Source organism: Verrucosispora sp. CNZ293 (genome assembly GCF_002754655.1).
This window is the reverse complement of sequence record NZ_PEFR01000001.1, coordinates 4583922-4610735: the sequence shown is the minus strand read 5'-3', so window position 1 is coordinate 4610735 and position 26814 is coordinate 4583922. Positions and strand designations below refer to the sequence as shown.

Below are 26814 nucleotides of genomic sequence, written 5' to 3'. Positions count from 1 at the left end.
GGATACGGGCCGACGGCGGCATGGGCCGCAGGCGTGACCGACCTCTCGGCCGTTCAGCCGACCGGCTCCCCGGACCCCCTCGCGGGCTGCCGTGCGAAGCGGGTTGAATGGGGCGATGCAGAACCTCCTACCTGAGCCGCCCGCCACGCTCCTGCCCGCGCACGTCGAGGCCGACTCCGCGCTTGTCGCAGCCGAGCAGGCCGGCACCGACGAGGCGTTCGCCGAGGTGGCGGCCCGGTACCCGACGCACAGCGGGGCGTGGGCGGCGCTCGCCGCCCGGGCGTTCGCGCAGGGCCAGGTCGTGCCGGCGTACGCGTACGCCCGCACCGGCTACCACCGGGGTCTCGACCAGCTGCGGCGCAGCGGCTGGAAGGGGCACGGGCCGGTGCCGTGGTCGCACGAGCCGAACCGTGGCTTCCTGGGTTGCCTGTACGTGCTGTCCCGGGCGGCGGACGCGATCGGCGAGGCGGACGAGGCGGCCCGCTGCGCCCAGTTCCTCCGCGACTGCGACCCGGCCGCCGCCGACGCGCTGGCCAGCAACTGACATCTCGCCGACCTGCCGGCGCGCCGTCGACCCACCGGTCGGTGGCGCGCCGACAGACCGTCGCTACAGGCCCTCGGCCACCGAGGCGGCGATCTTGAGCCAGGCGTCCCGGGTGGCGGCCGAGAGCTGTGCGTACCGGAGCGGCTCGCCGGTGTCGATGAGCCGCTCGTACGGGGCCAGCAGCACCGCCCGGGTACGGGCGGCGAAGTGCTCCTGGATCGCGGGCAGGTCGATCTCCTTGCGGGACGGCGGCATGGAGACCACGGTGACCGCCTGCCGGACCAGCCGGTGCCGCCCGCTCTGCTCCAGGTGGTCGAGCATCCGGGCGGCTGTCTCGGCCGAGTCGTTACGGGCTGACATGGTGACCACCAGCTGGTCCGTGGCGTCCATGGCGGCCTGCCAGTTCTGCGCCCGGACGTTGTTACCGGTGTCCACGAAGATCAACTTGTAGAACCGGCTGACCACCTCGCGGATCTCGCCGAAGGCGGCGGCGGTGAGCATCTCACCACCGGTGGCCGACTCGTCGGAGGCGAGCACGTCGAACATGCCCTCGCCCTGCGAGCGGACGTACTGGGACAGGTCGCCGACCCGCCCCTGGGCGCCGTGGAACTGGCCGAGATCCCGGAGCAGGTCCCGCACCGTACGGGAGTGGAAGTCCTGCTGGGCGCGCATGCCGAGGGTGCCCTGGGTCTCGTTGTTGTCCCAGGCCAGCACGTATCCGCCGCGATTCTGACCGAAGGTCATCGCGAGCAGCAGGATGGCGACGGTCTTGCCGGCGCCGCCCTTCGGGTTGACCACGGTCACCTGCCGCAGCCCACCGAAGTTGCGGCGCACCATCTCGATGTCCCGCTTGCGCTCCAGCTCGTGGCGCCCCGGCGGGAGCTTGACCAGGCCCGTCTTGTTGACCACGGCACGAAGCCCGGTCGTCGCGACCGGGTCGGCCGGGCGTACCTGACGACGGCGGGCGAAGTCCTCGGCGGTGGGCGCGGCACCCGCCTCCGGAGTCCAGGCCGGCTCCGCGTACGCCGACGGCACCCGCGAGGCGGGGTTCGTCGGCGGGTAGGGCTGGGGTGCCGGCGGTGCCACCGGCGGCGGGCCCTGCTGCCAGGGCGCGGGGTTCCAGGCCGGCTGCGGCGGGAACGGACCGGGCGGCGCTGCCGGGTACGGCGGCTGGACGGGCATCGGCTCGGGCGGTGCGGCCGGCCCGGCATCCGCCGGTAGCGGACCAGGCGACGGCGACGCGGGCGGCATACCGGCATCGGGTGACACGGGCGGCAGCGGCGCGCCGGGTTGTGGCACCGGGGCGCTGCCGTGCGGCGGCGTTACCGGGGCGCTGCCGTGCGGCGGCGGTATCGGGGCGCTGCCGTGCTGCGGCGGAATGGGGGCGCTGCCGTGCTGCGGTGTCGGCGGTGCGGCGAAGGGGAACGGGTCGGGTTGCTGGGGCGGCAGCGGTTGCGGGATCGGTGGTAGCGGTTGAGCCGGCCCGGCCCAGGTGGGCCGGGAGGCGTCGGCTGACGTGTCGGCGGGCGCGGCCAGCTCACCGGAACGCTGCGGCGGGTGCGCCCACGGCGATTCGGCCGGTCGAGCCACAGACGGGGGCGTGCCGTTGCCTGCCTCGTCGGTGGTGGCCGTCGGCTCGTCCGCCGGGCCCGTGGCTGCCGAGTCGACAGGCCCACCGTCCCGGGTGGGGGTCAGGGCGGTGGAGGGGTCGAGGGTGAAAGGCAGATCCAGGTCGACCTGGCCGGGCCCGGGGCGCGGTGCCGGCTCCCAGCCGGTGGCGGTCGGCGCACCGTTCGTCAACGACGGATAGTCCGCAGGCGACGGAGGCGTACCGGGGGCGTGTGCCGGCCGGCCCGGCGGCTGCGTCGGTCCGGTCGCGGTGGGGGGCGGCCCCGGGTGCGGGGGCGGAGCGGTCGGCTGCCCGGGCGACGGATGCGCCGGCGGGGGCGGCACGGTCGGCGGCGCCGGTGGCGGAGCATTCCACGTGGGCGCGCCGAAGCTGTCGAGCTGCTCCGGTGGCCAGAGTGGTTCGATGTCCCGTTCCGGCATCCCGTGCTGACCGGGCACGTGCACCCGGTCGGCGTTGTCGTCCACCACGGTGTCCTCCCCATTCCTCCTGACGAGGATAGGCCCAGCGGCCGACCCCGGCCTGCGGTGCGCCGACCGGTCAGGTCAGGGCGTCCAGACCGCCCAGGCGCCCGGCTCGGTCCACCAGGACCGCTTGCGCGTCAGCTGTCCCGCCACACCGTCGTCCAGGTACGGCAGCGTCGTCTCGTCCCGGGGCAGCACCGACGCGGCCCGGCCCCGGGCCCGCCGGACCTCCAGGCGTACCCGGCGGCGGCCCAACCGTGACCGGGTGACCACCGGTACGGCCACCGCCACCTCGACCAGACCGTCGGTCGGGTCCGGCCCGGCGAGCAACGTCACGTCGTCGAGCCGGGCGTACCCACCCGCGTTGCCGATCGCGCAGGCCAGCAGCGGTTCGTCGCCGTTCGACAGCACGGCGTCGTCCACCTCGACCCGGCCACGCCAGGGCAGCGGGGTGCCGTCCTCGCCGGCGGCGCCGAGCAGCGCGCCGTCCAACGTCACCGAACCGCCGTCATGGCGCAGCAGATCGAGCCGGCGCGGCGTGCCGTCCAGCACCGCACCGGCCACCGCCACCGGATCGCGGGGCAGCCCGAGCTGCGCGGCGAGGTCGCGGTGCGCGGTGCTGCGGGCCGGATCGAGCGGCAGTACGCCGACCGGTGGCAGGTCCGGCACGGTCCGGTTGCCAGCCAGGTCGTTCGGGCGACGACTGGGCGGCGGCGCGTACCGCCGGACCATGCGGCGTAGCACGGCGCGCAACTGTGCGTCACCGGCCACGGCGACCACGAGCCGGGTCTTGGCATCGGCGTCCGGCCAGGTGAGGCCGTCGGGGCGCGGCGGCCCGTCCAGCCGGGCCAGCACCTCGTCGATCTCGGCGTCCGACCGGGCGGTCACCGTCTCGACCCGGGCGCCCCGGGCGGTCAGCGCATCGGAGCAGGTCAGTACCGGTACGCGCGGGGTCTCGCAGCGTTCCTCGGGATCCTTGGCGGTGTCGGTGCCACCACCGCAGCAGGCTCCGCCGCTGCCACACCCGGCTCCCGGAGCGTCCCGCTCGGAGCCGAGGGTGAGCAGCACCACGTCGTACACGGGTAGCTCCTCCTGCTGTTCCCGACGCGACCCCTGCCGGCCGTGCCGTCACTACTTGTTAACCTGACACCCCGGGCTCGCTGACCGGTCGCCATCTGGCACCCGAGCCTTCTGGAGGCGAGAAGATGCCAGCGATCGTGCTCATCGGCGCTCAGTGGGGCGACGAGGGCAAGGGCAAGGTTACCGACCAGCTGGGTGAGCGGGTCGACTACGTCGTCCGCTTCTCGGGTGGCAACAACGCGGGCCACACGGTGATCACCCCGGACGGGCAGAAGTACGCGCTGCACCTGATGCCGTCGGGCGCGCTCTCCCCGAACGCCGTCATCATCATCGGCAACGGCGTGGTGGTCGACCCGAAGGTCCTGCTCAGCGAGATCGACGGCCTGGCCGAGCGGGGTGTCGACGTGTCCCGGCTGCGGATCTCCGGCGACGCGCACCTGATCATGCCGCACCACCGGGCGCTGGACCGGGTGGTCGAGCGCTACCTCGGTAGTTCGCGGATCGGCACCACGGGACGCGGCATCGGTCCCGCCTACGGCGACAAGGTCGCCCGGATGGGCATCCGGGTGCAGGACCTGCTCGACCCGGGCATCCTGCGCAAGAAGCTGGAGCTCGCGCTGCGCGAGAAGAACCAGGTGCTGTTCAAGGTCTACAACCGCAAGGCGATCGAGCTCGACGCCACCATCGAGGAGTACCTGGAGTACGCGGAGCGGCTGCGGCCGTACATCGCGGAGACCCGGGCGATGCTCTGGGACGCCCTGGACCGTGGCGACACGGTGCTGCTGGAGGGTGCCCAGGCCACCATGCTCGACATGGACCACGGCACCTACCCCTTCGTCACCTCGTCGAACCCGACGGCCGGTGGGGCGTGCGTGGGCACCGGCATCCCGCCGACCGCGATCACGAAGGTGATCGCGGTGAGCAAGGCGTACACCACGCGGGTCGGTTCGGGACCGTTCCCCACCGAGCTGTTCGACGACAACGGCCAGCACCTGCGCAAGGTCGGCCACGAGTACGGCACCACCACCGGTCGGGAGCGCCGGTGCGGCTGGTTCGACGCGGTCGTCGCCCGGTACGCCTGCCGCCTCAACGGCGTCACCGACCTGGTAATCACCAAGCTGGACGTGCTCACCGGCCTGCCCACCGTGCCGATCTGCGTCGGCTACGAGATCAACGGCAAGCGGGTCGACGACATGCCGATGACACAGACCGACTTCCACCACGCCGTCCCGGTCTACGAAGAGCACCCCGGCTGGTGGGAAGACATCACCAAGGCACGCACCGAAGCCGACCTCCCCGAGAACGCCCGCAGCTACATCGCCCGCATCGAGCAACTCTGCGGCACCCGCGTCAGCGTCGTAGGCGTAGGCCCCGGCCGCGAAGAAAACGTAACCCGCCACCCCCTCCTCCCCTAACTATCCCCCACCCCCCACCCCCGCACCTCCCGCGTTGATCATGAAGTTGTTGTCACCCATACGGCGTGTCGGGGGCAATAACTTCATGATCAACGCGTCGGGTCGGTGGGGTTATCCACAGGCGGGGGTTGGTTTTCCACAGGGGGTTTAGTCGATCTCCGAGGCCCGGGACAGTCAGTTGGGTGGATGCGTTGACTGTGGTCCGGCGGGTGGCGGCCACGCAGGACTCGGTGATCACGTTGGCTCAGGCGCGTGCCGCCGGTCTGACAGTGCATGAGGTGCAGCGTCTGTGCCGTGCGGGCCGGTGGCGCGTGGTCGCCCGAGGTGTCTACCTGGTGGATGCTGAGCTGCACGACGGAGTGCCGCGCCGGGCGCGGATCAGGGCGGCGGTGGCGTCATTCGGCCCTGATGCCGCCGCGGTGCTGGCGACGGCTGCCGAGTTGCACGACATCGCAGGGGTCCGCAGGTCGGAAGAGATCCATGTTTCGGTTCCGGGGGTCGCCGCAAGACCGACGAGACCGACCGATCCTCGGGTGATGCTGCACCAACTCGCGATCAAGTCGACAGAAATCGGTGTGGTCGGCGGGATCCCCGCTACGAAGCCGGTACGCACCGTCGCCGATCTCATCCTGAGGCTGACCCGCTATCCGGCGGTGTGCCTCGTCGACTCGGCGCTCAACCGGGGACTGGTCAGAGACGAGGATCTGTCAGACGTTCATCGCCTGATCCGGGGACGGCGCGGGGCGGTGGCGGCCCGTGGTTACCTGGCCGAGGCGGATTGCCGGGCACAGTCTCCGTTGGAGACACGTACCCGGTTGCGGTGCGTTGACGGCAGGGTCCCGCCCGATGTCCTCCAGTTGGAGGTACGAGACAACGATGGTTATCTGCTGGCCATCGGTGACCTGGGTTGGCGGCGGCACCGGATCATCGCGGAGGCTGACGGGAAGGGGTCGCACGATGTCCCCGATGCTGTCTTCGCTGACCGCCGTAGGCAGAACCGACTGCTCAACGCAGGCTGGGCCGTGCTCCGCTTCACCTGGGCCGACACCCTCCACCCCGACTACATCCCCTGGACGGTACGACAAGCCATGCAGGTAACCGTCAGTCGCGACCGATCATGAAGTTGTTGCCCGCCCTACGGCGTGTCGGGAGCAATAACCTCATGATCAACGGGATGGGCGGTGGGGTGGGTAGGATTGCTCGGCGTGCGGGTTCTTTTGCTTGGTGGTGGGGGGCGGGAGCATGCGCTCGCCCTGGGGTTGGCCGATGATCCGTCCGTTGAGGCGCTGATCGCGGCACCCGGTAATCCGGGGATCGCGGCGGTGGCGGAGCTGCGGGCCGTCGATCCGGTCGATCCGGTGGCGGTGGCGGGGCTCGCCGTCGAGGTGGGCGCGGACCTGGTCGTGGTCGGGCCGGAGGCACCGCTTGTCGCCGGGGTGGCCGACGCGGTCCGGGCCAAGGGCATCGCGGTCTTCGGGCCGTCGGCCGAGGCGGCCCGGCTGGAGGGCTCCAAGACCTTCGCCAAGGAGGTGATGACCGCCGCAGGCGTCCCCACGGCACGCGCGTACACCTGCTCCGACGAGGCGAGCACGGCCGCCGCGCTGGACCGGTTCGACCCGCCGTACGTGGTGAAGAACGACGGGCTCGCCGCCGGCAAGGGCGTGGTGGTCACCGACGACCGCCCCACCGCCGAGGCGCACGCACGCGAGTGTGGTCGGGTGGTCGTGGAGGAGTATCTCGCCGGTCCCGAGGTCTCGCTGTTCGTGGTGACCGACGGCGAGACGGCGGTGCCGCTGCTGCCGGCGCAGGACTTCAAGCGGGTAGGTGACGACGACAGCGGCCCGAACACCGGCGGCATGGGGGCGTACGCGCCGTTGCCGTGGGCGCCTGCCGATCTCGTGGACGAGGTCATGCGTGACGTGGTGCACCCCACGCTCACCGAGATGCGCCGCCGGGGTGCGCCCTTCTCCGGCCTGCTCTACGTCGGACTGGCGATCACCGCCGACGGCCCCCGCGTGATCGAGTTCAACGCCCGCTTCGGTGATCCCGAGACCCAGGTGGTGCTCGCGCTGCTGGAGACGCCGCTGGGCGGGTTGCTGCACGCCGCAGCCACCGGCACGCTGGCCGACCATCCGCCGCTGCGCTGGCGTACCGGCGCCGCGGTGACGGTGGTGGTCGCGGCCGAGGGCTATCCGGCCGGGCCGCGTACCGGTGACGTGATCACCGGGGGGGAGCAGCCGGGCGTGATCCACGCCGGCACCGTCCGCCGGGCCGCCGACGGCGCCCTGCTCTCCGCCGGCGGCCGGGTCCTCTGCGGTACGGCCACCGGCCCGGACCTGGCCGCCGCCCGGGACGCCGCCTACCAGGTGGTACGCGGCATCACCCTGTCCGGTTCGCACTACCGGCGGGACATCGCCGCCGCCGCGATCGACGGCCGGATCGCCCTGCCCGTCTGATCAGGTCCACGGAGGACGCTCTCCGGCCGCTGGCGGCACTCGGGCCGACGGTCCACTTTGGTGTTGCTTCACCACGATTCGGCGGGGTGGCCGTGCTGTGCGCCATAGGGGCCGCATGCCGACATTGACGCGTATGCCTGTCGGGGCGATGGGCCGGGCCTGATCGTTGCTACCGTCTGCCCAGGTCGAGAAGGCAGACCGCCAGGTCTGTCGGTTCGGCACTGATGGTGCTCATCCCCGCACTGTCGCGAGTCGTACCGCCCGCCGGCCAAACCCGTGGGGCGGCACTGCAACTCGGCGCACCGGTGGTGGCGTTATTTACCGGTGAGGGAGGTGGGATGGACGCTGACGAGTTCGAGACGTTCGTACGCGATTCCGCACCGGCGCTGCGTCGGTACGCACGCGTGGTCACCGCCGATCCGGATCACGCCGAGGAACTCCTCTTGCAGACCTACGTGCGGATGGCCACCGCCTGGCATCGCCTCCTGGCCGGTCGCGGCCCACTTGGGTACGCCAAGGTCACGATGGTCCGACTGCATGCGAGCCCGCTGCGGGCGATCCTCCGCCGGGCCCGGCAGGTAGCGGCCACCGCGCCGGTGGTGGCTGGCGGCGAGGTGGGCCTGGAGGACGACAGTCACCTGCGCGGACTGTTCGCCGGGCTTCCCCCGTTGCAGCGGGTGGTGCTGGTCATGACCTATCTCGACGACCTGGACGACGAGTCGATAGCGGCAGCGATCGGGCGTCGCCCGGCGACCGTCCGATCGCTGCGCGACCGCGCCCTCGGGACCGTACGGGCCGGTCTGCCGATCACCCGGGTACGCGCGGAGTCGGAGGTGGCGGGATGACCGACATCCGGGATGCGCTGCGGGAGATCTGGACCGCCGACCCTGGTCCGCCCGCCCGGGACCCGGTGCCGGCGGTGCGGGCCCGCCTGCGTCGCCGCCGGAAGGTGCGGGCCACCACCGCCGCGCTCGTCTCGTGCGCGGTTGTCGGGTTGGCGGTCTTCATGGCCGCGACCGCCCGGCACGACGCACCGTCGCCTGCCGTCGCCGGGCCACCTGCCAGCCCGGTCGTGCCCGAGCTGCGGGGCCTGCCGCCCGATCTGCGGCCGGTCGACGCCACCGAGGCGGTGTTGCGGATGGCTCGGCCGGAAATGGTGCCGACGGGCACCCGGTCGGCGTACGAGGGGGCCGGCCCGGTGACCCGGCTGGTGGTGGTGTTCGACTTCGAGGCTCCGCTGGGCCTGCCCGGTACGCCCCGCCAGGTGACCGTGCCGACCCGCGCCGAGGTACTGGCCACTGATGAACCGGCGACGTCCACGGCGTACCTCTCGGCCTGGGCACCGGACGGGCGCAGCTGGTTCATGGCGGTCACGGCGGCCGATGCTGGGATCCGGTCGTCGACGCTCGACGCGCTCATCGAGGCCAATCTCGGTTGACCTTGACCGGTCGGTCGGCTGGACCAGCCGATCGGCCACCGTCGGCCGTTGACACCCCGTGTCACGATCATCGTGCCGGTGGCTGGTCAGGACCCACCGGGACGGGGAGGAGGACGCGGTGACCGATTTTCTCGGCGCGGCGCTCAGCTTTCCGACAGTGCTGTTCAGCTTCCTCCTGGTTGTCGTCGTCGGTTACTGGCTGCTGGTGCTGACCGGCGTGCTGGATCTCGGCGACGACCTCGACGTCGACGGCGTGCCGGGCACCGTACTGGCCGGTCTCGGTCTGGGTGGCGTGCCAAGTGCCGTCATCTTCTCCCTGCTCGTGGCGGTGGCCTGGTTCGTCAGCCTCGCCGGCACCGCCCTACTCGACGGCCTCGGCCTCGGCTCCGGCACCCGGATCGCCGTCTCGGTGGGAGTCCTGCTGGCCGCCGCGGTCTGCGCCTGGGTGGTGACCCGCCTGATCGCGGTGCCGTTGAGCCGGCTCTTCCCGACCGAGACGGACGCCACCCGGCATTCCTTCGTCGGTCGCCTCTGCGTGGTACGCACCGGTACGGTCACCGCCGACTTCGGCCAGGCCGAGGTGACCGCGGCCGATGGTTCGTCGGCGGTGGTGCAGATCCGGCAACCGGGCGACGAGCGGATGCCGGCCGGCAGCTCCGCGCTTATCTACGACTACGACACCGACGGCGAGTTCTTCTGGGTGATGCCCGCCGGACCCGCCTTCGACCCGATGAGACACATCCCCGAATAACCCACCCCCGACCCGTCGAGGGCAGCCGGTCGACCCCCTTCCGCCGGTCCGCCCCATGCCGCCCCTGAGTCGCCCCGAAAGGAGGATGCGCGGCGTCCCGCCCGGCCCGTCGGCCGGTCGTCATCGCCCGCGCGCCCCAGCCATGGATGTCATCACCACCGGTATAGGTGTACTCCTCGCCGTCGTCCTGCTCGTCGCGCTCGGCGTGGTGTTCATGGTCAGCCGGTTGTTCCGCAAGGTCGAGCAGGGCAAGGCCCTGATCGTCTCCAAGGTCCGGCGGGTCGATGTGACCTTCACCGGCGCGGTCGTGCTGCCCGTTCTGCACAAGGCCGAGATCATGGACATCTCGGTCAAGACCATCGACATCGAACGGACCGGTAACGAGGGTCTGATCTGTCGCGACAACATCCGCGCCGACATCCGGATCACCTTCTTCGTCCGGGTGAACAAGACCGTCGAGGACGTCATCAAGGTGGCGCAGGCGATCGGCACGGCTCGGGCCAGCGACCGGGAGACGCTCCAGGAGCTGTTCAACGCGAAGTTCTCCGAGGCGCTCAAGACGGTCGGCAAGCAGCTCGACTTCGTCGACCTCTACACCAAGCGCGACGAGTTCCGCGACCAGATCATCCGGGTGATCGGCACCGACCTCAACGGCTACAGCCTGGAGGACGCGGCGATCGACTTCCTGGAGCAGACGCCGATGGCGCAGCTCGACCCGAAGAACATCCTCGACGCCCAGGGCATCCGGAAGATCACCGAGCTGACCGCCCTGGAGCACGTGCGGACCAACGAGTTCCGCCGCAGCGAGGAGAAGGAGATCACCCGGCAGAACGTCGACGCCCGGGAGGCGATCCTGGAACTGGAGCGCCGGCAGGCGGACGCCGAGGCCAAGCAGCGCCGCGAGATCGAGACGGTACGGGCGCGCGAGGAGGCCGAGGTCACCCGGGTACGCGCGGAGGAGCGGCTGCGGGCGGAGACCGCGAACATCCGTACCGACGAGCAGTTGGGCGTCCAGCACGAGAACCGGGCCCGGGAGATCGCGGTCGCCGAGAAGAACCGCGAGCGGGTCATCGCCATCGAGACCGAGCGGATCGAGAAGGACCGCCTGCTGGAGGTTATCGGCCGGGATCGGGAGACCGAGCTCAGCACGATCGCCAAGGACAAGGAGGTCGAGGCCGAGAAGCGGGCCATCGCCGAGGTGATCCGGGAGCGGATCGCGGTGGAGAAGACCGTGGCCGAGCAGGAGGAGAACATCAAGCGACTGCGGGTGGTCGAGGAGGCCGAGCGGACCCGCCAGGCGCTCGTCATCCAGGCCGAGGCCGAGGCGCAGGAGAGCCTGGTCAAGGACATCAAGGCGGCGGAGGCGGCCGAGGCGGCGGCGAAGCACAAGGCCCGCGAGGAACTGGTGCTGGCCGAGGCCCGGCAGCAGGCCGCCGAACTGGACACCCGGGCGAAGATCCGGCTGGCCGAAGGTGTCCAGGCCGAGGCGGCCGCGGCCGGCCTGGCCGACGTGCAGGTCCAGGAGCGCAGCGCCGAGGCGATCGAGAAGGTCGGACGGGCCGAGGCCGCGGTCGAGCGGGAGAAGGCCGTGGCCGCCGCCGACGCGGTACGCGAGAAGCTGAAGGGCGAGGCGGAAGGTCTCACCGAGAAGGCCGCCGCGATGGCCGCGCTCGACGACGCGACCCGGGAGCACGAGGAGTACCGGCTGCGCCTGGAACTGGAGAAGGAGGTCCGGCTGGCCGGGCTGGACACCCAGCGTCAGGTCGCCGAGGCACAGGCCAAGCTGGTCGCCACCGGTCTGGAGAAGGCGAACATCGACATCGTCGGAGGGGACAGCATCTTCTTCGACAGGCTGCTCAGCTCGATCTCGTACGGCAAGAGCGTGGACGGTTTCGTGGCCCACTCGGACGTGGCGAAGAACCTGGCCCAGCCGTGGCTGGACGGCACCGCCAGCTTCACCGACGACCTGGCCCGCATGGTCGGCTCGATCGACAGCGCCGACGTGCAGAACCTCACCCTGTCGGCGTTCCTGATGCAGCAGATGCGCTCCGGCGGCGCGGACAAGGGCAAGCTCCAGGAGTTGCTGAAGGCCGCCCAGCGCCTCGGAGTGGCGGAGACCCCGGTCGCCGCCCTGACCGGCCCACGGCAGCGCGCCGGTGAGTGAGCCGACCGCCGGTCCGGCCGCTGTCGGGCGTACGCCCGGCGACGCCGGACCGGCCCCGGCCGCCCCGGACCCCACCGGGCCGGGAGCGGCGGACGCCGGTACCCGGCCGGGACTGGACGACGGCAGCTACGAGGTGCTGCGTCGGCGACTCGCCACGCAGGCTGGCGAACTGGCCCGGCGGGCGGAGGCGCTCAACGCCCGGCGGTTGGAGGTCTTCGGCAGCACCGAGCTGCGGCTGCTGAGCACCGAACGGATCCGTACCGAGCACAACTGTGTACCCCGGGACATCGTCTCGGTGGGCGGGCTGATGCTGTTCGGGTACAACGTCTTCATCGGGTTGAAGCCGGAGACCTCCGTCGACGACGTCTTCTCCCTGCACCGGTTCACCCGGGAGCCCGGCGAGCCCGGCGAGCCCGGCGAGCCCGGCAAGCCCGGCCAGAGCCGGGACGGTGGGTCGGCGGCGGGCGGCTTCCGGTTCGACGAGGCAGGCCATGACGAGCTGCCGGGGCTGCTCCGCGACCCGCAGTTCGTCCGGGACTTCAGTGAGCTGTACCGCTACTACCGGCAGGCCCGCCTGCTGCAACTGCGTCGGGTCGACGGCCGGCTGCTGGCGGTGTTCCAGACCGGGCCGCGTACCGAGGACATCCGGGTGCTGCGGTGGCGGATCGACGTCGACGGCACACCCACCTACCTGGACAGTCGAGGCGAGCGGGACCACGTCTTTCCGCCCTCGCACGACTTCGAGTGGACCGAGACGACCCGCGAGGACCACGTCCTCGGCCGGCACCCGCACATCTCCATCGACGGCCAGGTCTTCGTGGAGACGGTCGGCGGCACGCTGACCGTGAAGGTGGAGAACAACACCGAGGTCGGCGAGGGCATCTACAGCGAGCCGGTGGACGAGCCGTTGCAGAGCCTCGCCGACGCCGACGTGCACTGGGCCCGGGTGGGGCCGCTGATCCTGCTGCGGCTGCGGCCGTACAAGGAGACGCAGTGGCGGCACCTGGTGTTCAACACGCTCACCCGGGAGGTGGTCCGGCTGGACGGCATCGGCGTCGCCTGCCAGCGGCTCCCCGAGGACCACGGCATCATCTTCCCGGGCGGGTACCACCTGGTCACCGGCGTCACCCGGACGTTCGACACCGACGTCGCCGACCTGGAGTTCGAGCGGGTGGTGCGCTCGCCCAACGGCGAGGACGTGCTCTACGTCTTCCACGCCCGAGCCGATGGCCGAACCCTGCTGCTGCCGTACAACGCGATCCGCAAGGAGGTCGCCGCACCGATCCCGTGCCACGGCTTCTCGCTGTTCGACGACGGCACGTTCGTGGTGTTCCGGGCGGTGTCCGAGGAACCGACCCGGGTGCACCCGATGCAGGTGTGGCAGACACCGTACGTCTCGGACGCGTATGCGGCGGCGCAGCCGGCCGGCACCGGACCGCTGGAGCGGGTCGGCAACGCCGACCTGGTCCGCGGCATCTCGGACTGCCTTTCGGCGGCCAGAATGGTCGACGGCACCGCCACCGCCGGGCTCTACGAGGCGCTCATCGCCGCCTGCGCCCGGATCGTCGACCACTACCACTGGCTCGGTGAGGACGAACTCGGTGACCTGGCCACGCCGCTGAACGGCCTGCGTCGCACCGCCGCAGGGGTGCTTGAGGAACACGAGAAGGTCCGTACGCTCACCGAGCGGGCCCGCGCCGAGCTGGACTCCAGCGCCGAGCAGATCGCCTCGCTGGCCCGGCGGGCCCGGGGTGAGGCGCCGCTGACCGCCGACGACTGGGTCGCCCAGCTCGGTGGCCTGCGTCGGGCGCGCGGGCACCTGGAAACGCTGCGTGAGCTGCGGTACGTCGACCACGACCGGATCGACGAGCTGGCCGGGCGGCTGGACGAGGAGCTGGCGGCGGCCGGCCGTCGGGCTGTCGAGTTCCTGCGCCGCGACGAGGCGTTCAGCGGATACCAGCAGGAGGTGGAACGGCTCGCCACGAAGGCCGCCGACATCGGCACCGTGGCCGAGGCGGGCACCGTCCGCGACGAGCTGGCCGCCCGTACCGACGGCCTTCAGACCATCACCGACGTGGTCGGCGGGCTGGACATCGCCGACGCGACGGTCCGCACCGGCATCCTGGGTCGCGTCGGTGAGGTGCTGGGCGCGGTCAACCGGGCTCGCGCGGTGCTGGACAAGCGCCGCCGGGAACTGGCCGCCGCGGAGGGCCGGGCCGGCTTCGCCGCCGAGTTCGCCCTGCTCGGGCAGGCGGTGACCGGTGCGCTGGCGGCGGCGGACACCGCCGAGCGCTGCGATGAGCAACTGGGCCGGCTCCTGCTGCGGGTGGAGGAGCTGGAGTCCCGGTTCGGCGAGTTCGACGACTTCCTCGCCGAGCTGGCCACCCGGCGGACCGACATCTACGAGGCGTTCTCCTCCCGCAAGCAGGCGCTGCTGGACGAGCGGGCCCGCCGGGCCGACCGGCTCGTCGCCTCCGCCGAACGGATTCTGGTGAGCGTGCACCGGCGGGCCGGCACCCTCGGCTCGCTCGACGAGATCAACACATACTTCGCCGCCGATCCGATGGTGGACAAGCTGCGTACCGTGGTCGAGGAGCTGCGTACCCTCGGCGACGCGGTGCGGGCCGAGGAGCTGGACGGCCGGGTCCGGGCCGCCCGCCAGGAGGCCGGGCGTGGTCTGCGCGACCGCCTCGACCTGTACGCCGACGGCGGCGAAACCATCCGGTTGGGGCGGCACCGCTTCGCGGTGAACAACCAACCGATCGACGTGGCGGTGGTGCCGGCCGAGGGCCGGATGGTGGTGGCGGTGACCGGCACCGACTACCGCGCCCCGGTACGCGACGAGGAGTTCCAGCAGACCCGACGGTTCTGGGACCAACTGCTGGTCTCCGAGTCGGCGCAGGTGTACCGGTCCGAGTACCTGGCCACCGCGATCCTCGCCGCCGCCGAGGCCGGCCGCGACGGGCTCGACCTGGACGCGCTGCACGCGGCGGCGGTGGACGCCGACGGGCTGCGGAACCTGGTCCGGCGGGTCGCCGAGAGCCGTTACGACGAGGGATACGAGCGCGGCGTGCACGATCACGACGCCGCCGAGATCCTGCGGGTGCTGCTGCGCCTGCACGCCGGAGCGGGCCTCCTGCGCTACCCGCCGGCCGACCGCGCCGCCGCCCAACTCTTCTGGCGGTTCGCCACCGACGAGCCGACCCGGCTGACCTGGTCCGCACGCGCCGCCTCGCTGGCCCGGGCCCGGGCGCGGTTCGGCCGTCCGGACGGCGAGGACGCCGCCGACCTGCTCTGCGGCCAGCTGGCCGAGGCGATCGAGATGTTCCTGCGCGACGCTGGCCTGCCGGTGCCGCCCGCTGGCACCGTGCTCGCCGGCGAGTACCTGTTCGCCGAACTCGCCGCACCGCCGGTACGGTTCGTCACCGGCAGCGGTGCGCGTACCCTGCTGGACCGGTTCCGTCGGGCGCTCGGTGGCCCGCAGTCCCGCTCGTCCCGCGAGTTCGACGACGACCTGCGGGCCCTCGGTGCCGACCTGGCCGGCCGCCACCAGCTCGTCGAGGCGTGGCTGACCGCCTTCCTGGCCACCGGTGACGGTGAACTGTCCGGGTACGACCTGCCGGAGGCGGTCGCCGTCGAGCTGTGCGGCCCCGAACTGGCCCGGGAGGACAGCGCGGCGACGATGACGGAGACGGTGGGCGGTCTGCTCGGCGCACACCCGCGCATCGAGGGCTCCACGCTTGACGTACGGCTTGACGAGACGCTGGCCCGGACCCGTACGTTCCGCGCCGAGCTGGTGCCGGCGTACCGCGACTACCAGCGGCGACGCAACGAGCTGGTGGAGGTCGAGCGGGAGCGGCTGCGGCTGGAGGAGTACCGGCCGAAGGTGATGAACGCCTTCGTCCGTAACCGGCTGCTCGACGAGGTGTACCTGCCGCTGATCGGCGACAACCTGGCCCGACAGCTCGGCGCGACAGGAGACGGCAAGCGGGTGGACCAGTCCGGCCTGCTGTTGTTGATCTCGCCGCCCGGCTACGGCAAGACCACCCTGATGGAGTACGTGGCCAGTCGGCTCGGCCTGGTCTTCGTCAAGGTCAACGGGCCGGCCCTGGGCACCAAGGTCACCTCGCTGGACCCAGCGGAGGCGCCCGACGCCACCGCCCGGCAGGAGGTCGAGAAGATCTCCTTCGCCCTGGAGCTGGGCAGCAACGTGCTGCTCTACCTGGACGACATCCAGCACACCAACCCGGAGCTGTTGCAGAAGTTCATCTCGCTCTGCGACGGGCAGCGCCGGATGGAGGGCGTCTGGGAGGGCCGCACCCGCACCTACGACCTGCGCGGCAAGCGGTTCGCGGTGTGCATGGCGGGCAACCCGTACACCGAGTCGGGGAAGCGGTTCCGGGTGCCGGACATGCTCGCCAACCGGGCCGACGTGTGGAACCTCGGCGACGTGCTCTCCGGCCGGGAGGAGGTCTTCGCGCTCAGCTACGTCGAGAACGCGCTTACCGCGAACCCGTTGCTGGCGCCGCTCTCCGGTCGGGACCGCGCTGACCTGGAGCTGCTGGTCCGGATGGCCCGTGGCGACGACACGGTCCGCGCCGACCAGCTGTCCCACCCGTACCAGCCGGTGGAGCTGGAACAGGTTGTCTCGGTGCTGCGCAAGCTGCTGCGGGTGCAGCAGGTGGTGCTGGCCAACAACCAGGCGTACATCGCCTCGGCGGCGCAGTCCGACGACGCCCGCACCGAACCACCGTTCCAGCTCCAGGGGTCATACCGGAACATGAACAAGCTCGCCGAGCGGATCGTTCCGGTGCTCACCGACGAGGAGTTGGAGGCGGTGATCGACGACCACTACCTGGGCGAGGCGCAGACCCTCGCGGCAGGCGCGGAGGCGAATCTGCTCAAGCTCGCCGAGCTGCGTGGCCGGCTCACCCCGGAACAGGCCGCCCGCTGGGCCGAGGTCAAGGACGCCTTCCAGCGCTCCCGGGCGCTCGGCGGCTCCGGCGACGACCCGGTCGACCGGGCGGTCGGCGCACTCGGCCTACTCGCCGACCGGGTCGGCGGGGTCGCCGCCGCCATCGGCCGCGCCACCGACCGATAGTGGCCAGGTCACGACTTGCGGCAAGTGGGGCCTTCCCGCCGATGTGATGGCCCGGGTTGCCGCAAGTCGTGGCGGGTCTGGCCGGCGTCAGCCGTAGTAGCGGCGTAGCTCGCGGGTGAGTACCTTGCCTGTGGCGTTGCGGGGCAGGTACTTGACGAAGACGACGTCGCGGGGCACCGAGAAGCGGGCCAGGTAGTGCCGGACGTACTCCCGGACCGCCTCGGCGTCGAGGGTCTCGCCGGGGTACAGGGCGAGGAAGGCGGCAAGCCGCTGGCCGTAGTCGGGGTCGGGTACGCCGATGACGGCGGCCTCGCGTACCTGGGGGAGCTGGGTGAGCAGCTGTTCCACCTCGGCGGGGAAGACGTTCTCACCGCCGGAGACGATCATGTCGTCGGCGCGGCCGTCCACGAAGAGCAGTCCGTCGGCGTTGACCCGACCCAGGTCACCGGTGTCCAGCAGGCCGTCGTGCCGGTCCCGGTCCGGGCCCGAGGTGTAGCCCTCGAAGAGCATCTCGTTGCCGACCAGGATCCGCCCGACCCGGCCGCCGGGCACCTGCTTACCGTCGTCGTCGACGATCTCCAGTCGGGTACCGTGCGGCGGTCTGCCCGCCGTGGTGGGCGCTTGTCGCAGGTCGGCGGGGGTGGCGATGGAGGCCCAGGACGCCTCGGTCGAGCCGTACAGGTTGTAGAGCACGTCGCCGTAGGTGTCCATGAATGCCGACGGCAGGCCGCCGGGCAGCGCCGAACCGCTCACCGCGACCACCTTCAGCGGCGGTCGGGGCTCCGGTGCCGGCATCTCCATCAGCCGTTGCAGCATCACCGGCACCGCGAACAGGGCCTGACAGCGGTGCCGCACCAGGGCGTCCAGGGTGGCGGCCGGATCGAAGCGACGGTGCAGCACGATCGTGGCCCGCAGGGCGAAACAGACCTGTAGTGCCGCGTACCCCCAGGTGTGGAAGATCGGAGCGGCGATCAGCACCCGGTCCCGGACGTGCAGCGGGATGCGGTCGATTATGGACACCAGCGGGCCGAAGCCGTTGGGCGTGGGGCGCCGGGCGCCCTTGGGCACGCCCGTGGTGCCGGAGGTGAGCACGATGATCCGGCCGTCCCGCTCGGGCGGGTGGAGCTCGCCGGGGAGGGCGGTGGCGATCAACTCCGCCCGGACCTGCTCGTCGAGGCGGTGCAGCTCCGCCGGCAGCCCGAGGGTCCGTTCGGTGAACTCGTCGTCGTGCACCAGGACGCGTAGCCGCTGTTCCTCCGCCACGGTGGCCAACTGTGCCGGGGAGAGCCCGGTGTTGACGAGCACGGCGTCGGCGCCCAGCAGCGTGGCGGCGACGATGGTCTCGATCAGCCCCGGATGGTTGCGGCAGAGCACGGCGACCCGGTCGCCGGCCTGGACGCCGAGTCCGGCGCGCAGCGCGCGGGCCAGCCGCATGGACCTGTCGAGCAGTTCGGCGTACGTCAGCTCGGTGCCCTGGTCGTCGACGACCGCGACCCGGCCCGGGTCCCGGGCCGCCGCCTGGCGCAGCTCACCGGCGAGGCTCCAGCCCCATTTCCGCAGTGCGCTGAGCTGGGATGCGACGCGGATCGGGCGGCCCGGGGCGAGCAGGCCCCGCCGAGTCAGCGTGGTGACGATGAACGGCAGGTCCATGCCCGCGTACCTCCTGGCGGTCAGCGGATCTGCATCCCGGAGATCGCCCGGGAGATGACCAGCCGCTGGATCTCCGAGGTGCCCTCGAAGATGGTGTAGATCTTGGCGTCGCGGTACCAGCGTTCGACCGGGTGGTCCCGCAGGAACCCCGCGCCACCGAGCAGCTGGACCGCCTTCTCGGTCACCGATACGGCCACCTCGCCGGCCTTGAGCTTGGACATCGAGCCCTCGCCGGCGCTGAACGGCCGATTGTTGCGGCCCATCCAGGAGGCTCGCCAGACCAGCAGCCGGGCGGCGTCGATCTCCATCTTCATGTCGGCGAGGGTGAACGCCACAGCCTGGTTGGTGATGATCGGACGACCGAACTGGACCCGCTCCTTCGCGTAGTCCAGTGCGTACTCGTAGGCGGCCCGGGCCACGCCGAGCGCCTGCGCGCCGACTGTGGGTCGGGACAGCTCGAACGTGCGCATCGCGGCCTGGCCGGAGGCGCGTTGGCCGGAGCGGGCGCGGGCGAGGCGTTCGTCGAGCGCCTCCTTGCCGCCGAGCAGGCACCGGCCGGGCACCCGGACGTCGTCGAGAAAGACGTCGGCGGTGTGCGAGGCGCGCAGGCCGAGCTTGCGCAGCTTGCGGGTCGCGGAAAGGCCGGCGGTACCCGGCGGTACGACGAACGCGGCCTGTCCCCGCGAGCCCAGGTCCGGCTCGACCGAGGCGGTCACCACGTGCACGCCGGCGATCCCGCCGTTCGTGGCGTACGCCTTCTGCCCGCGCAGCACCCACTCGTCGGTGGCTTCGTCGTAGCTGGCCCGGGTGCGCATGGCGGCGACGTCCGAACCGGCCTCCGGCTCGGAGGTGCAGAAGGCGGCGACGGCCGGGGAGTCGACGTCACCGAAGCACTGCGGCACCCATTCGACGAGCTGATCCGGGGTGCCCGCGCCGTAGATGGCGGCGACCGCGAGGGAGGTGCCGAAGATGCTCAACCCGATGCCGGCATCGCCCCAGAACAGCTCCTCGCTGGCGATCGGCAGCGACAACCCGGTCGGGTCGGCCCAGCAGGTGGCGAGAAACTCGAAGCCGTAGAGCCCGACCTTCGCCGCCTCCTTGATGACCGGCCAGGGGGTCTCCTCGCGGGCGTCCCACTCGGCCGCGGCTGGGCGCACGACCTCGCTGGCGAAGCGGTGCACCCAGTCCCGTAGATCCCGCTGTTCCTCGTTCAGGTCGAGCGAGAACTCCACCATGTCAGGCCTTGGGGATGTCGAAGAGGTTCGCGATGTTGGCGGCCAGGCCCAGGTCACCCTTGGCCTTGAGCTTGCCGGTCATGAACATCATGACCGGGTTGGCGCCGCCTGAGACGATCTTCAGGAACTCGACCGGGCCGAGGGTCAGGCTCAGTCGAGGGTCGTGCTGCGGGGTCTCGTTGACGGTGCAGGCGCCGTCGGCGATGACCACCTCGTAGGTGTCGGTGCCGCCGTCGGGGGCGCCGGTGATGTTCCAGTGGATGACTGCGTTCGTGGAGCCGGCACGGTCGGCGCGGAACAACTGCGGCATCCGCCCGAACACCTCGCCGAGGATCTTGCCTCGCAGGTCGCCGGACATCACCTCGGCCAGCTTGCTGTCCGGGGTGTTCTTGACGAGCTGGGCGAACTCCTTCGGGCCGACGTTCGCGAAGTTGGCCGGGTCGAAGTCAGTCATGGAAAGGCACCTCTCGGCTGTTGGCTACTCGTGCGTAACCTTACGCATGGGTAGGTATGCTCGCAAGGTGTCCACCGGCCCTGCCTTCAAACGCCTCCCGCGTGCCGTACGCGAGCAGCAGATGCTCGACTCCGCGGTGCGGGTCTTCTCCCGACGCGGGTACCACGGCGCGAGCATGGACGAGATCGCCGAGGTGGCCGGCATCTCCAAGCCCATGGTGTACGCGTACCTGGGCACCAAGGAGGAACTCTTCGTCGCGTGTCTGCACCGCGAGGGCACCCGGATGATGGAGGCCATCGCCGGTGCCGCCGCTCCGGACCTGCCGGCCGACGAGCGACTCTGGCGCGGGTTGCGGGCCTTCTTCGGCTTCGTCGGCGCGCACCGGGACGGCTGGGCGGTGCTCTACCGGCAGGCCCGCGCCCAGCAGCCGTTCGCCGGTGAGCTGGCCGTGATGCGGGCCCGGCTGGTGGAGGTGGTCGCCGGGATGTTCGACCACGCGCTGCGCGCCGGCGGCCGTGAGGTGGCCGACACCGAGCTGGAGGTGGTCGCGTACGCGTTGGTCGGCGCGAGCGAGTCGCTTGCCGACTGGCTGGCCGACCATCCGGAAGCCGACCCGGAGAAGACCGCCACCCGGATGATGAACGTGGCCTGGCTCGGTGCCGGGCAACTGCTGCACGGCATCACCTGGCACCCGCCTCAGGAGTAGGCGGCAGCCCAGCGCCGGGAACGCGATCGCAGTCACACATCGCCGGTGCAACCTCGGCACCGGGCTCCACAACCGCCGGCAGCGGGCGTGCTCGTCGGTGAGCCCAGCGGGCCGTCTCCACGATCACCGTGACGCTGAGCGCGAGGCCGAGCCCAAGTAGCAGCCCGCGCAGCGGGTCCTGTTCGAACGCGAGCCCGCCCAGATAACCGACAAGCGCCGAATAGATCCCCCAGGTGCCGGCGGCCAGTGCATCGAACATCAGGAACCGCGACCGGGGAAACCGGGTCGCCCCCATGGTCATGGTGACAGCCGTCCGACCACCCGGTACGTATCGCGCCACGGCCAGGATCAGACCACCGCGTAGGGCGATGCCCCGGCTGGCCCAGGCGTACACCGCACGCCGTCGCCCCTGTTCCGGTAGACGGGTGAGCAGGCGTCCGCCGCCGCGTCGGCCGATGGCGTACGAAATGTGGTCACCGATCAGGGCGCCGGCCGCCGCCACCACGATCACCAGCGGCAGCGCCGGCTGTCCGGTCGCCGCGAAGACCCCGGCGGTGATGACCGCGGTTTCGCTGGGCACCACCGGGAAGAACCCGTCAACCACCGCGACCGCGAAGAGCGCCAGGTAAACCCAGGGCGAGGACATCGTCTCGTGGAGCAGGTCGAGCACCAGTTGCATGCTTCCGATGCTGGTCCCCGCGTGGGTTCCGGCCATCGACCGATAGTCATAACCATCCCGCTACCTAAGTTGTGGGTCAGCCCTGACTCCGGCTCCGGGCCAACCCCGAGAAGGGCGGGTCGGCCGCCCGGAAGTGTCCCCCCTCTGGCCGTCGGCGGCGGTCCGACCGGCTCGGACGCCACTAGCCTGCGACGATGGCCATCGTCGAAGTCCGGACACCGCTCCGGCGGTACGCGCTGCCGGTGCTGGCCGTACTGGTATCGGTCGGGGTCTGGATGTCCGCGAACGGCGCGGCCGGAGTGGCGTCACCTCTCCCCCGGGCGGTGGTCCTCGCCGTCGTCGTCGCCTCCGGAACAGCGGTGGCGGTGGCCCGGGCACGCCGCTGGCCGCTGTTCGCCGTGGCTGCCGTCGGTTGGCCGCTGCTTGCCGCCTGGCCGATCCCGGCGGCGGCCTCCCTCCTGGCCGGGCTGTGGCTGCGGGGTCGTCGGCGGATCGTCGCCTACCTGGCCGGTGCGGTGCTGGTGACGGCCATCGGTGTGCTGGTGGGGTGGGCGGTCGGAGGGCACCGGCAGATCACCATGGCCACGCCGGGCAATGTGCTGACGCTCTTCGCCTGGCTGGTGCTGCTGCCACTGGTGATCGGGCTCTGGACGCGGGCTCGGCGGGACACCGTCGGCGCATTGCGCGACCGGGCTGAGCAGTTGGAACGCGAACAGCTGGCCCGCATGGAGCAGGCCCGCGCTGAGGAACGGGCCCGGATCGCCCGGGAGATGCATGACGTGGTCGCCCACCGGGTGTCGCTGATGGTGGTGCATGCGGGCGCGTTGGAGGTGACATCCGCCGACTCGGCGGCGGTGGAGACCGCGTCGCTGATCCGATCGACCGGTCGGCAGGCCCTCGCCGACCTGCGCGAGGTACTCGGCGTGCTGCGTGGAGCGGCCGGACCCGTACCGCCGCCCGGGTTGTCGGAGGTGGATGTCCTGATTCAGGAGTCGCGTACCGCCGGCCTGCGGGTCGACCGGCATGACGAGGGGATCCCCCGACCCCTGCCGGCCACGGTCGGGCGGACGGTGCACCGGGTGGTACGGGAGGCGCTGACGAACGTACGGAAGCACGCCCCCGATGCGGACACCACGGTCAGCCTGCGGTATCTCTCCAGCGGGGTCGAGGTCGGGGTGCGCAACGGGCCGGCGATCGGCGGGTCGGCTCTGCCCGGTGCCGGGTTGGGCCTGATCGGTCTGCGGGAACGTGTGGAACTGCTCGGCGGGCGGCTCACGGCCGAACCGTATGGCGGGGGCTTCCTGGTCCGAGCGCTGCTTCCGACGGAGGAGCCGGAGTGATTCGAGTTCTGGTCGTTGACGACGAGCAGTTGATCCGGTCCGGCCTGCGGTTGATCCTCGAAGCAGCCGGCGACATCACGGTGGTGGGCGAGGCGGCGGACGGTGCTGCGGCCGGCGCCGAGGTGCGGCGGCTCCGACCGGACGTGGTCCTGTTGGATGTCCGTATGCCGGGCATGAACGGCCTCGCCGCCGCGCCGGACATTGTCGCCGCCGGGGCGAGAGTGATCATGCTGACGACGTTCGACCGGGACGCGTACGTACACCACGCCCTGCGTGCCGGTGCGGTCGGCTTCCTGCTCAAGGACACCGCACCGGCCGACCTGACCGCCGCAGTACGCGCCGTGGCCAGCGGTGACGCCATGCTCGCGCCCGCCGTGACCCGGCGCTTGATCGCTTCCTTCGCGGAGCGCGGCCCGGCCCGACGCCACACGGCCCGGCGTCAACTCCAGTGCCTGACCGCACGGGAGTTGGAGATCGCGCGTGCGGTGGGGCGGGGATGCGCGAACGCCCAGATTGCTCGTCAACTACTGATGAGCGAGGCCACGGTCAAAGGGCACGTGAGCCGGGCGATGACGAAGGTCGGCGCCGGGAACCGGGTGCAGTTGGCGATCCTGGTCCACGATGCCGAGCTGCCCTGATCCGGTGCGGAAACGCTCGGCGTCGGAGAGCGGTTCAACGGCGGACAGCGGTTCTGCGTCCGTGAGCGGAGTTCAACGTCGGGCGGCCCGGCGGTGGGCGCGACGCCGCAGGGTGCGTACCAACTGCACAAGCAGGGTCACCGCGACGGACAGGCCGATCCCGGCGAGGATTCCGTAGATCGGTTCACGCTCGAAGGCGAGCCCGCCGAAGATGCCGAGCAGTACGCAGTAGAGCGCCCAGGTGCCGGCGCCGATCAGGTCGTAGAGCAGAAACGGGCGCAGCGGATAGCGCACCGCCCCCATGGTCAGGGTGACCGCCGTCCGTCCGCCGGGCAGGTACCGGGCGGAGGTCAGGATGACGCCGCCGTGCCGGCACACCGCCCGCCGCGCCCACTGCGATCCGGCACGACGTCGGCTGTCCTCCGGCGAACGGTCCAGCCGACGCGAGCCGCCGCCGCGCCCGATGGCGTACGAGACATGGTCGCCGAGCACGGCACCGAGCATCGTCGCCACGATCACCACCACCAGATTCGGCTCGCCGCCGGTGGCGAGGACGGTGACGGTGATGACCGCGGCCTCGGCCGGTACCAGCGGGAAGAACGCGTCAACCGCGGTGAGTCCGAAGAGCAGCAGATAGACCCACGGCGAGGTGAGCGTGTGCCGGAGCAGGTCGAGCGCGGCCTCCATGGATCCATGCTCGCCGCCGGGCGGAGGCATCGGGGCGGGACGGACGGATCACCGCTAATGGGGCCTTCCACCCGTTGCCGCCGTCAACCGGGTGGCCGTACCGCCTTCGGTGTCGAGCTGAACCTTCCGCACCCGCTTGTCCTCCGCCGTCGGACCGTGGGAGGTGAGCACCACCGGCACGCCGAGCGCCTGCTCCACCGCCGCAGGCCAGTCGGCCGGCGGAGGGGAGTCGTACACGGGTCTGGTCCGCAGCAGGCGTGCGGTGAGCGCGGCCTGCCGGTCGAGGTCGCCGGATAGGCCCGGCGCCAGCCCGTCCAGGTTTGTGTAGCGGCGGCAGATCCGCAGGTCGAGACCCTGACCCACGAGATCCAGGTGGGTGAGCGCCAGGCCGTCGACCCCACCGTTGACCGCCAGCGCGTACGCATGGGCGACGGCGTCGAAGTGGCCGAACCGGAAGCGACCCTGCCACGGATTCGTCCCGTTGTGCGGTTCGGTCAGCCCGAGCGTCGGATCCTCGGTCACCAGCGGTCCCGGCCCGTGTCGGGTGGTGACCGTGCGCAGCACACCGATCCGGGTCGCCGAATCGGCCAACCCGGCCTCGGCCAGCAGCGCCTCGGCGTTCGCGGTGGTCGTGGTGCTCCAGGTCGTGTACGGGTGGAAGCCGTGCCACTCGTCCAGCAGCACCCCCTGTGCGCCCTCGAAGACGCACGTCCCGGCCTGAAGCTCCCCGGTGAGCCAGCCCCGGTCGACGATCGTCACCCGTTCGGCAAAGGCCAGGTAGGCGGGCAGACAGTCGGCGACCGGCGGGGCGTCCAGCGGGCCGAGTTCGGCGCTGAGCCGGTCCCGCAGCGCGGTCAGCCGGCGGCGCAGCAGCCCCGGGCTGCGGCAGTCCGCCACCCGGGGCGCCTGGTCGGGGTGGGCGAGACCGTACGCGACGGCCTCGCCCACCCCCAGCCCGCAGGAACCGTGCCGGTCGGCTCCACGGGCCAGCTCCCGGGCCCGGTTCGCGGCCCGGTGGTACGGGGTGGCCAGCAGCGCCTCCCCGTCCACGGTCAGCCGGTCGAACGCGTCGGGCACTCCGACGGCGGCGAGGTGGTCCGCCTCGGCGGCCAGCGCGAGCGGATCCACCACCACGTGCCGGGACAGGTGGGTGCGCACCCCGGGACGGAAGGTGCCGGCCCCGAACTGGGCGAACGTGTGGTGCCGGCCGTCGCGCAGCACGACGTTGTGTGCCGCCTGCGCACCCCCGTTGAACCGCACCACAGTCCTTACCTGCCGGGTCGCGCAGAGCCAGTCCACGACGGTGCCCTTGCCCGCGTCGCCGTACCCGAGGTCGACCACGATCACGTGCTGTCCGCGCGGCCCCCTCGCCGCCGGCCCGCCGGTCACCGTGCCGCCCGGAACCACATCCGCCGCCGGCCGGGTCACAGCCGGATCACTCCGCGTCCCGTGGTGCGGTTGGCCGGCAGCTCCGACACCTCGGCCCGCGATCTCCCGTGGAACCGGGCGAGCGCCTTCGACACGGTGCCGGTGGCCGCCGAGCCGGCGCGGTCCAGGTCCCGCAGACCCTGGTCGAGGTCGATGGCCTGCTCGCCGAGACCGACGGTGAGCGCGATGGTCTCGCAGACCGCACCGAGGTCGTCCAGCTCCAGGGCGTTCTGGCCGAGCAGGCCACGCCAGAAGTCCAGCACCCGCCGGTTGCCCGAGTAGTGGCTGCCGGCGGGGAGCAGGTAGTAGGTGTCCCACCGGCGGCCGACCTCGTCGACGATCTGCCGCAACGGCACGTCCTCGCGCAGGTCGTCGTCGATGAGTCGGGCCACCTCGCCGGACTTCACCTGCGGGTACGCCAGTTCGTCGCCGATCACGAACAGGTAGCCGCGTCGGCCACGCTTCTCCCAACTGTCGGTGACCGTGCGCCGGGCCATGAAGTACAGCGCCAGCTCGTACGACTCCCGCATCTGGCCACCGCCGCCACCCTCCAGCACGATCCGGCCGAGGTCGTCGTCCATCCGGTTGTCGGACTCGAACTGCCCCACCTGCAACGGCACCCGGTCACAGGTGGCGTCGCCGATCGCACCGAACATGATCTGTGGGTCGCGGGCATATCCCTGGCGCAGCAGCAGCCCCAGCAACTGCGGCAGCTTGGCCTGGAGAACACGGGGCACATGCCCCATCGAGCCGGTCACGTCGAACAGGACCGCGACGGGCGTCGACTGCGGGTGTTCCGCGCTGTCCCGGCTCTCCCGTACCGCGCCACGCGGGTCCAGTGCGGGGTGCACCACCCGCGCCCCGCTGTCGCTGTAGGAGAAGGCGCTGGTGCCGGTGGCCCGGCGGTACCGGTCGGCGGCGTCGTACACATCTGTGGACCATGCTCCGCTGCCCATG

The 26814-nt window shown here is 71.6% G+C and carries 21 protein-coding genes; 12 read left to right on the top strand and 9 right to left on the bottom strand.

Translation table 11 applies throughout. The features are described from left to right. Window positions 1-115 precede the first annotated feature (115 nt). A complete protein-coding gene (locus CLT74_RS21060) occupies window positions 116-544 on the top strand; it encodes a DUF3151 domain-containing protein (RefSeq protein ID WP_099848172.1) in 429 nt (142 codons plus the stop codon). Between the two features lie 63 nt (window positions 545-607). Here CLT74_RS21060 and CLT74_RS21055 read toward each other — a convergent pair whose 3' ends face one another. Both CLT74_RS21055 and CLT74_RS21050 read right to left on the bottom strand, forming a co-directional pair. Further along, window positions 608-2641 (bottom strand): chromosome partitioning protein, encoded by a 2034-nt coding sequence (locus CLT74_RS21055; RefSeq protein WP_099848170.1) that lies wholly within the window; start codon window positions 2639-2641, stop codon window positions 608-610. A 75-nt stretch (window positions 2642-2716) separates the two neighbouring features. Beyond that, window positions 2717-3715 carry a hypothetical protein gene (locus tag CLT74_RS21050; protein ID WP_099848168.1) on the bottom strand — a complete coding sequence of 333 codons (999 nt, stop codon included), beginning with the start codon at window positions 3713-3715 and terminating at the stop codon, window positions 2717-2719. Window positions 3716-3840: 125 nt separating this feature from the next. On the opposite strand from CLT74_RS21050, the gene CLT74_RS21045 reads away from it, so the two are divergent. The 8 genes from CLT74_RS21045 to CLT74_RS21010 all read left to right on the top strand — a co-directional run bounded on the left by CLT74_RS21045 (window position 3841) and on the right by CLT74_RS21010 (window position 17040). Then, on the top strand, window positions 3841-5130 hold the full coding sequence (locus tag CLT74_RS21045) for an adenylosuccinate synthase (RefSeq protein WP_099848166.1): 1290 nt from the start codon (window positions 3841-3843) through the stop codon (window positions 5128-5130). 182 nt (window positions 5131-5312) lie between these two features. Beyond that, a complete protein-coding gene (locus CLT74_RS21040; protein WP_099848164.1) occupies window positions 5313-6251 on the top strand; it encodes a type IV toxin-antitoxin system AbiEi family antitoxin domain-containing protein in 939 nt (312 codons plus the stop codon). Between the two features lie 84 nt (window positions 6252-6335). Further along, window positions 6336-7586, top strand: a complete 1251-nt coding sequence (gene purD / locus CLT74_RS21035) for a phosphoribosylamine--glycine ligase (RefSeq protein WP_099852511.1) — start codon at window positions 6336-6338, stop codon at window positions 7584-7586. A 338-nt stretch (window positions 7587-7924) separates the two neighbouring features. Further along, a complete protein-coding gene (locus tag CLT74_RS21030) occupies window positions 7925-8431 on the top strand; it encodes a sigma-70 family RNA polymerase sigma factor (RefSeq protein ID WP_158240284.1) in 507 nt (168 codons plus the stop codon). Continuing rightward, entirely contained in the window at window positions 8428-9024 is a 597-nt protein-coding gene (locus CLT74_RS21025) for a hypothetical protein (protein ID WP_099848159.1), read from the top strand. Before CLT74_RS21030 ends, CLT74_RS21025 begins: the two co-directional genes overlap by 4 nt. Before the next feature lie 118 nt (window positions 9025-9142). Next, window positions 9143-9775: a hypothetical protein gene (locus CLT74_RS21020; RefSeq protein ID WP_099852509.1), complete on the top strand. Its 633-nt coding sequence runs from the start codon at window positions 9143-9145 to the stop codon at window positions 9773-9775. 142 nt (window positions 9776-9917) lie between these two features. Continuing rightward, window positions 9918-11939 carry an SPFH domain-containing protein gene (locus tag CLT74_RS21015; RefSeq protein ID WP_099848157.1) on the top strand — a complete coding sequence of 674 codons (2022 nt, stop codon included), beginning with the start codon at window positions 9918-9920 and terminating at the stop codon, window positions 11937-11939. After that, a complete protein-coding gene (locus CLT74_RS21010) occupies window positions 11932-17040 on the top strand; it encodes a DNA repair ATPase (RefSeq protein WP_486582443.1) in 5109 nt (1702 codons plus the stop codon). Before CLT74_RS21015 ends, CLT74_RS21010 begins: the two co-directional genes overlap by 8 nt. Window positions 17041-17127: 87 nt before the next feature. Here the strand turns inward: CLT74_RS21010 and CLT74_RS21005 are convergent, their stop codons facing one another. Genes CLT74_RS21005 through CLT74_RS20995 form a run of 3 tightly spaced genes read right to left on the bottom strand, consistent with a single transcriptional unit; the run spans window position 17128 to window position 20379 of the window. Continuing rightward, complete coding sequence (locus CLT74_RS21005; RefSeq protein WP_099848155.1) at window positions 17128-18690, bottom strand: AMP-binding protein; 1563 nt, start codon at window positions 18688-18690, stop codon at window positions 17128-17130. Between the two features lie 20 nt (window positions 18691-18710). Continuing rightward, window positions 18711-19925, bottom strand: a complete 1215-nt coding sequence (locus CLT74_RS21000) for an acyl-CoA dehydrogenase family protein (protein ID WP_099848153.1) — start codon at window positions 19923-19925, stop codon at window positions 18711-18713. Between the two features lies 1 nt (window position 19926). Next, window positions 19927-20379, bottom strand: coding sequence for an SCP2 sterol-binding domain-containing protein (locus CLT74_RS20995; protein WP_099848151.1), 453 nt, complete (start codon window positions 20377-20379; stop codon window positions 19927-19929). A 67-nt stretch (window positions 20380-20446) separates the two neighbouring features. Here CLT74_RS20995 and CLT74_RS20990 point away from each other — a divergent pair, with 67 nt between their 5' ends. Beyond that, a complete protein-coding gene (locus CLT74_RS20990) occupies window positions 20447-21085 on the top strand; it encodes a TetR/AcrR family transcriptional regulator (RefSeq protein ID WP_199172232.1) in 639 nt (212 codons plus the stop codon). Here CLT74_RS20990 and CLT74_RS20985 read toward each other — a convergent pair. After that, window positions 21060-21764, bottom strand: a complete 705-nt coding sequence (locus CLT74_RS20985) for a DedA family protein (RefSeq protein ID WP_099848146.1) — start codon at window positions 21762-21764, stop codon at window positions 21060-21062. The two genes, CLT74_RS20990 and CLT74_RS20985, sit on opposite strands and share 26 nt — an antisense overlap. Before the next feature lie 194 nt (window positions 21765-21958). On the opposite strand from CLT74_RS20985, the gene CLT74_RS20980 reads away from it, so the two are divergent. Continuing rightward, a complete protein-coding gene (locus CLT74_RS20980) occupies window positions 21959-23104 on the top strand; it encodes a histidine kinase (protein ID WP_099848144.1) in 1146 nt (381 codons plus the stop codon). Next, window positions 23101-23742: a response regulator gene (locus CLT74_RS20975; protein ID WP_099848142.1), complete on the top strand. Its 642-nt coding sequence runs from the start codon at window positions 23101-23103 to the stop codon at window positions 23740-23742. The genes CLT74_RS20980 and CLT74_RS20975 overlap by 4 nt, the downstream gene beginning before the upstream one ends. 72 nt (window positions 23743-23814) lie before the next feature. Here the strand turns inward: CLT74_RS20975 and CLT74_RS20970 are convergent, their stop codons facing one another. The 3 genes from CLT74_RS20970 to CLT74_RS20960 form a co-directional block, all read right to left on the bottom strand. Next, a complete protein-coding gene (locus CLT74_RS20970; protein WP_099848140.1) occupies window positions 23815-24429 on the bottom strand; it encodes a DedA family protein in 615 nt (204 codons plus the stop codon). Window positions 24430-24483: 54 nt separating this feature from the next. After that, window positions 24484-25773, bottom strand: a complete 1290-nt coding sequence (locus CLT74_RS20965; RefSeq protein ID WP_199172408.1) for an adenylosuccinate synthetase — start codon at window positions 25771-25773, stop codon at window positions 24484-24486. A gap of 80 nt (window positions 25774-25853) precedes the next feature. After that, entirely contained in the window at window positions 25854-26813 is a 960-nt protein-coding gene (locus tag CLT74_RS20960; protein WP_099848138.1) for a hypothetical protein, read from the bottom strand. Window position 26814 lies beyond the last annotated feature (1 nt).

What these genes read in the sequence shown, in the direction of transcription:
- CLT74_RS20995 (WP_099848151.1), bottom strand. Translation starts at nt 20,379, where the DNA reads ATGACTGACTTCGACCCGGCCAACTTCGCGAACGTCGGCCCGAAGGAG.
- CLT74_RS20970 (WP_099848140.1), bottom strand. Translation starts at nt 24,429, where the DNA reads ATGGAGGCCGCGCTCGACCTGCTCCGGCACACGCTCACCTCGCCGTGG.
- CLT74_RS21045 (WP_099848166.1), top strand. Translation starts at nt 3,841, where the DNA reads ATGCCAGCGATCGTGCTCATCGGCGCTCAGTGGGGCGACGAGGGCAAG.
- CLT74_RS21060 (WP_099848172.1), top strand. Translation starts at nt 116, where the DNA reads ATGCAGAACCTCCTACCTGAGCCGCCCGCCACGCTCCTGCCCGCGCAC.
- CLT74_RS21000 (WP_099848153.1), bottom strand. Translation starts at nt 19,925, where the DNA reads ATGGTGGAGTTCTCGCTCGACCTGAACGAGGAACAGCGGGATCTACGG.
- CLT74_RS20960 (WP_099848138.1), bottom strand. Translation starts at nt 26,813, where the DNA reads ATGGGCAGCGGAGCATGGTCCACAGATGTGTACGACGCCGCCGACCGG.
- CLT74_RS20980 (WP_099848144.1), top strand. Translation starts at nt 21,959, where the DNA reads ATGGCCATCGTCGAAGTCCGGACACCGCTCCGGCGGTACGCGCTGCCG.
- CLT74_RS21025 (WP_099848159.1), top strand. Translation starts at nt 8,428, where the DNA reads ATGACCGACATCCGGGATGCGCTGCGGGAGATCTGGACCGCCGACCCT.
- CLT74_RS21015 (WP_099848157.1), top strand. Translation starts at nt 9,918, where the DNA reads ATGGATGTCATCACCACCGGTATAGGTGTACTCCTCGCCGTCGTCCTG.
- CLT74_RS21030 (WP_158240284.1), top strand. Translation starts at nt 7,925, where the DNA reads ATGGACGCTGACGAGTTCGAGACGTTCGTACGCGATTCCGCACCGGCG.
- CLT74_RS20985 (WP_099848146.1), bottom strand. Translation starts at nt 21,764, where the DNA reads ATGCAACTGGTGCTCGACCTGCTCCACGAGACGATGTCCTCGCCCTGG.
- CLT74_RS21005 (WP_099848155.1), bottom strand. Translation starts at nt 18,690, where the DNA reads ATGGACCTGCCGTTCATCGTCACCACGCTGACTCGGCGGGGCCTGCTC.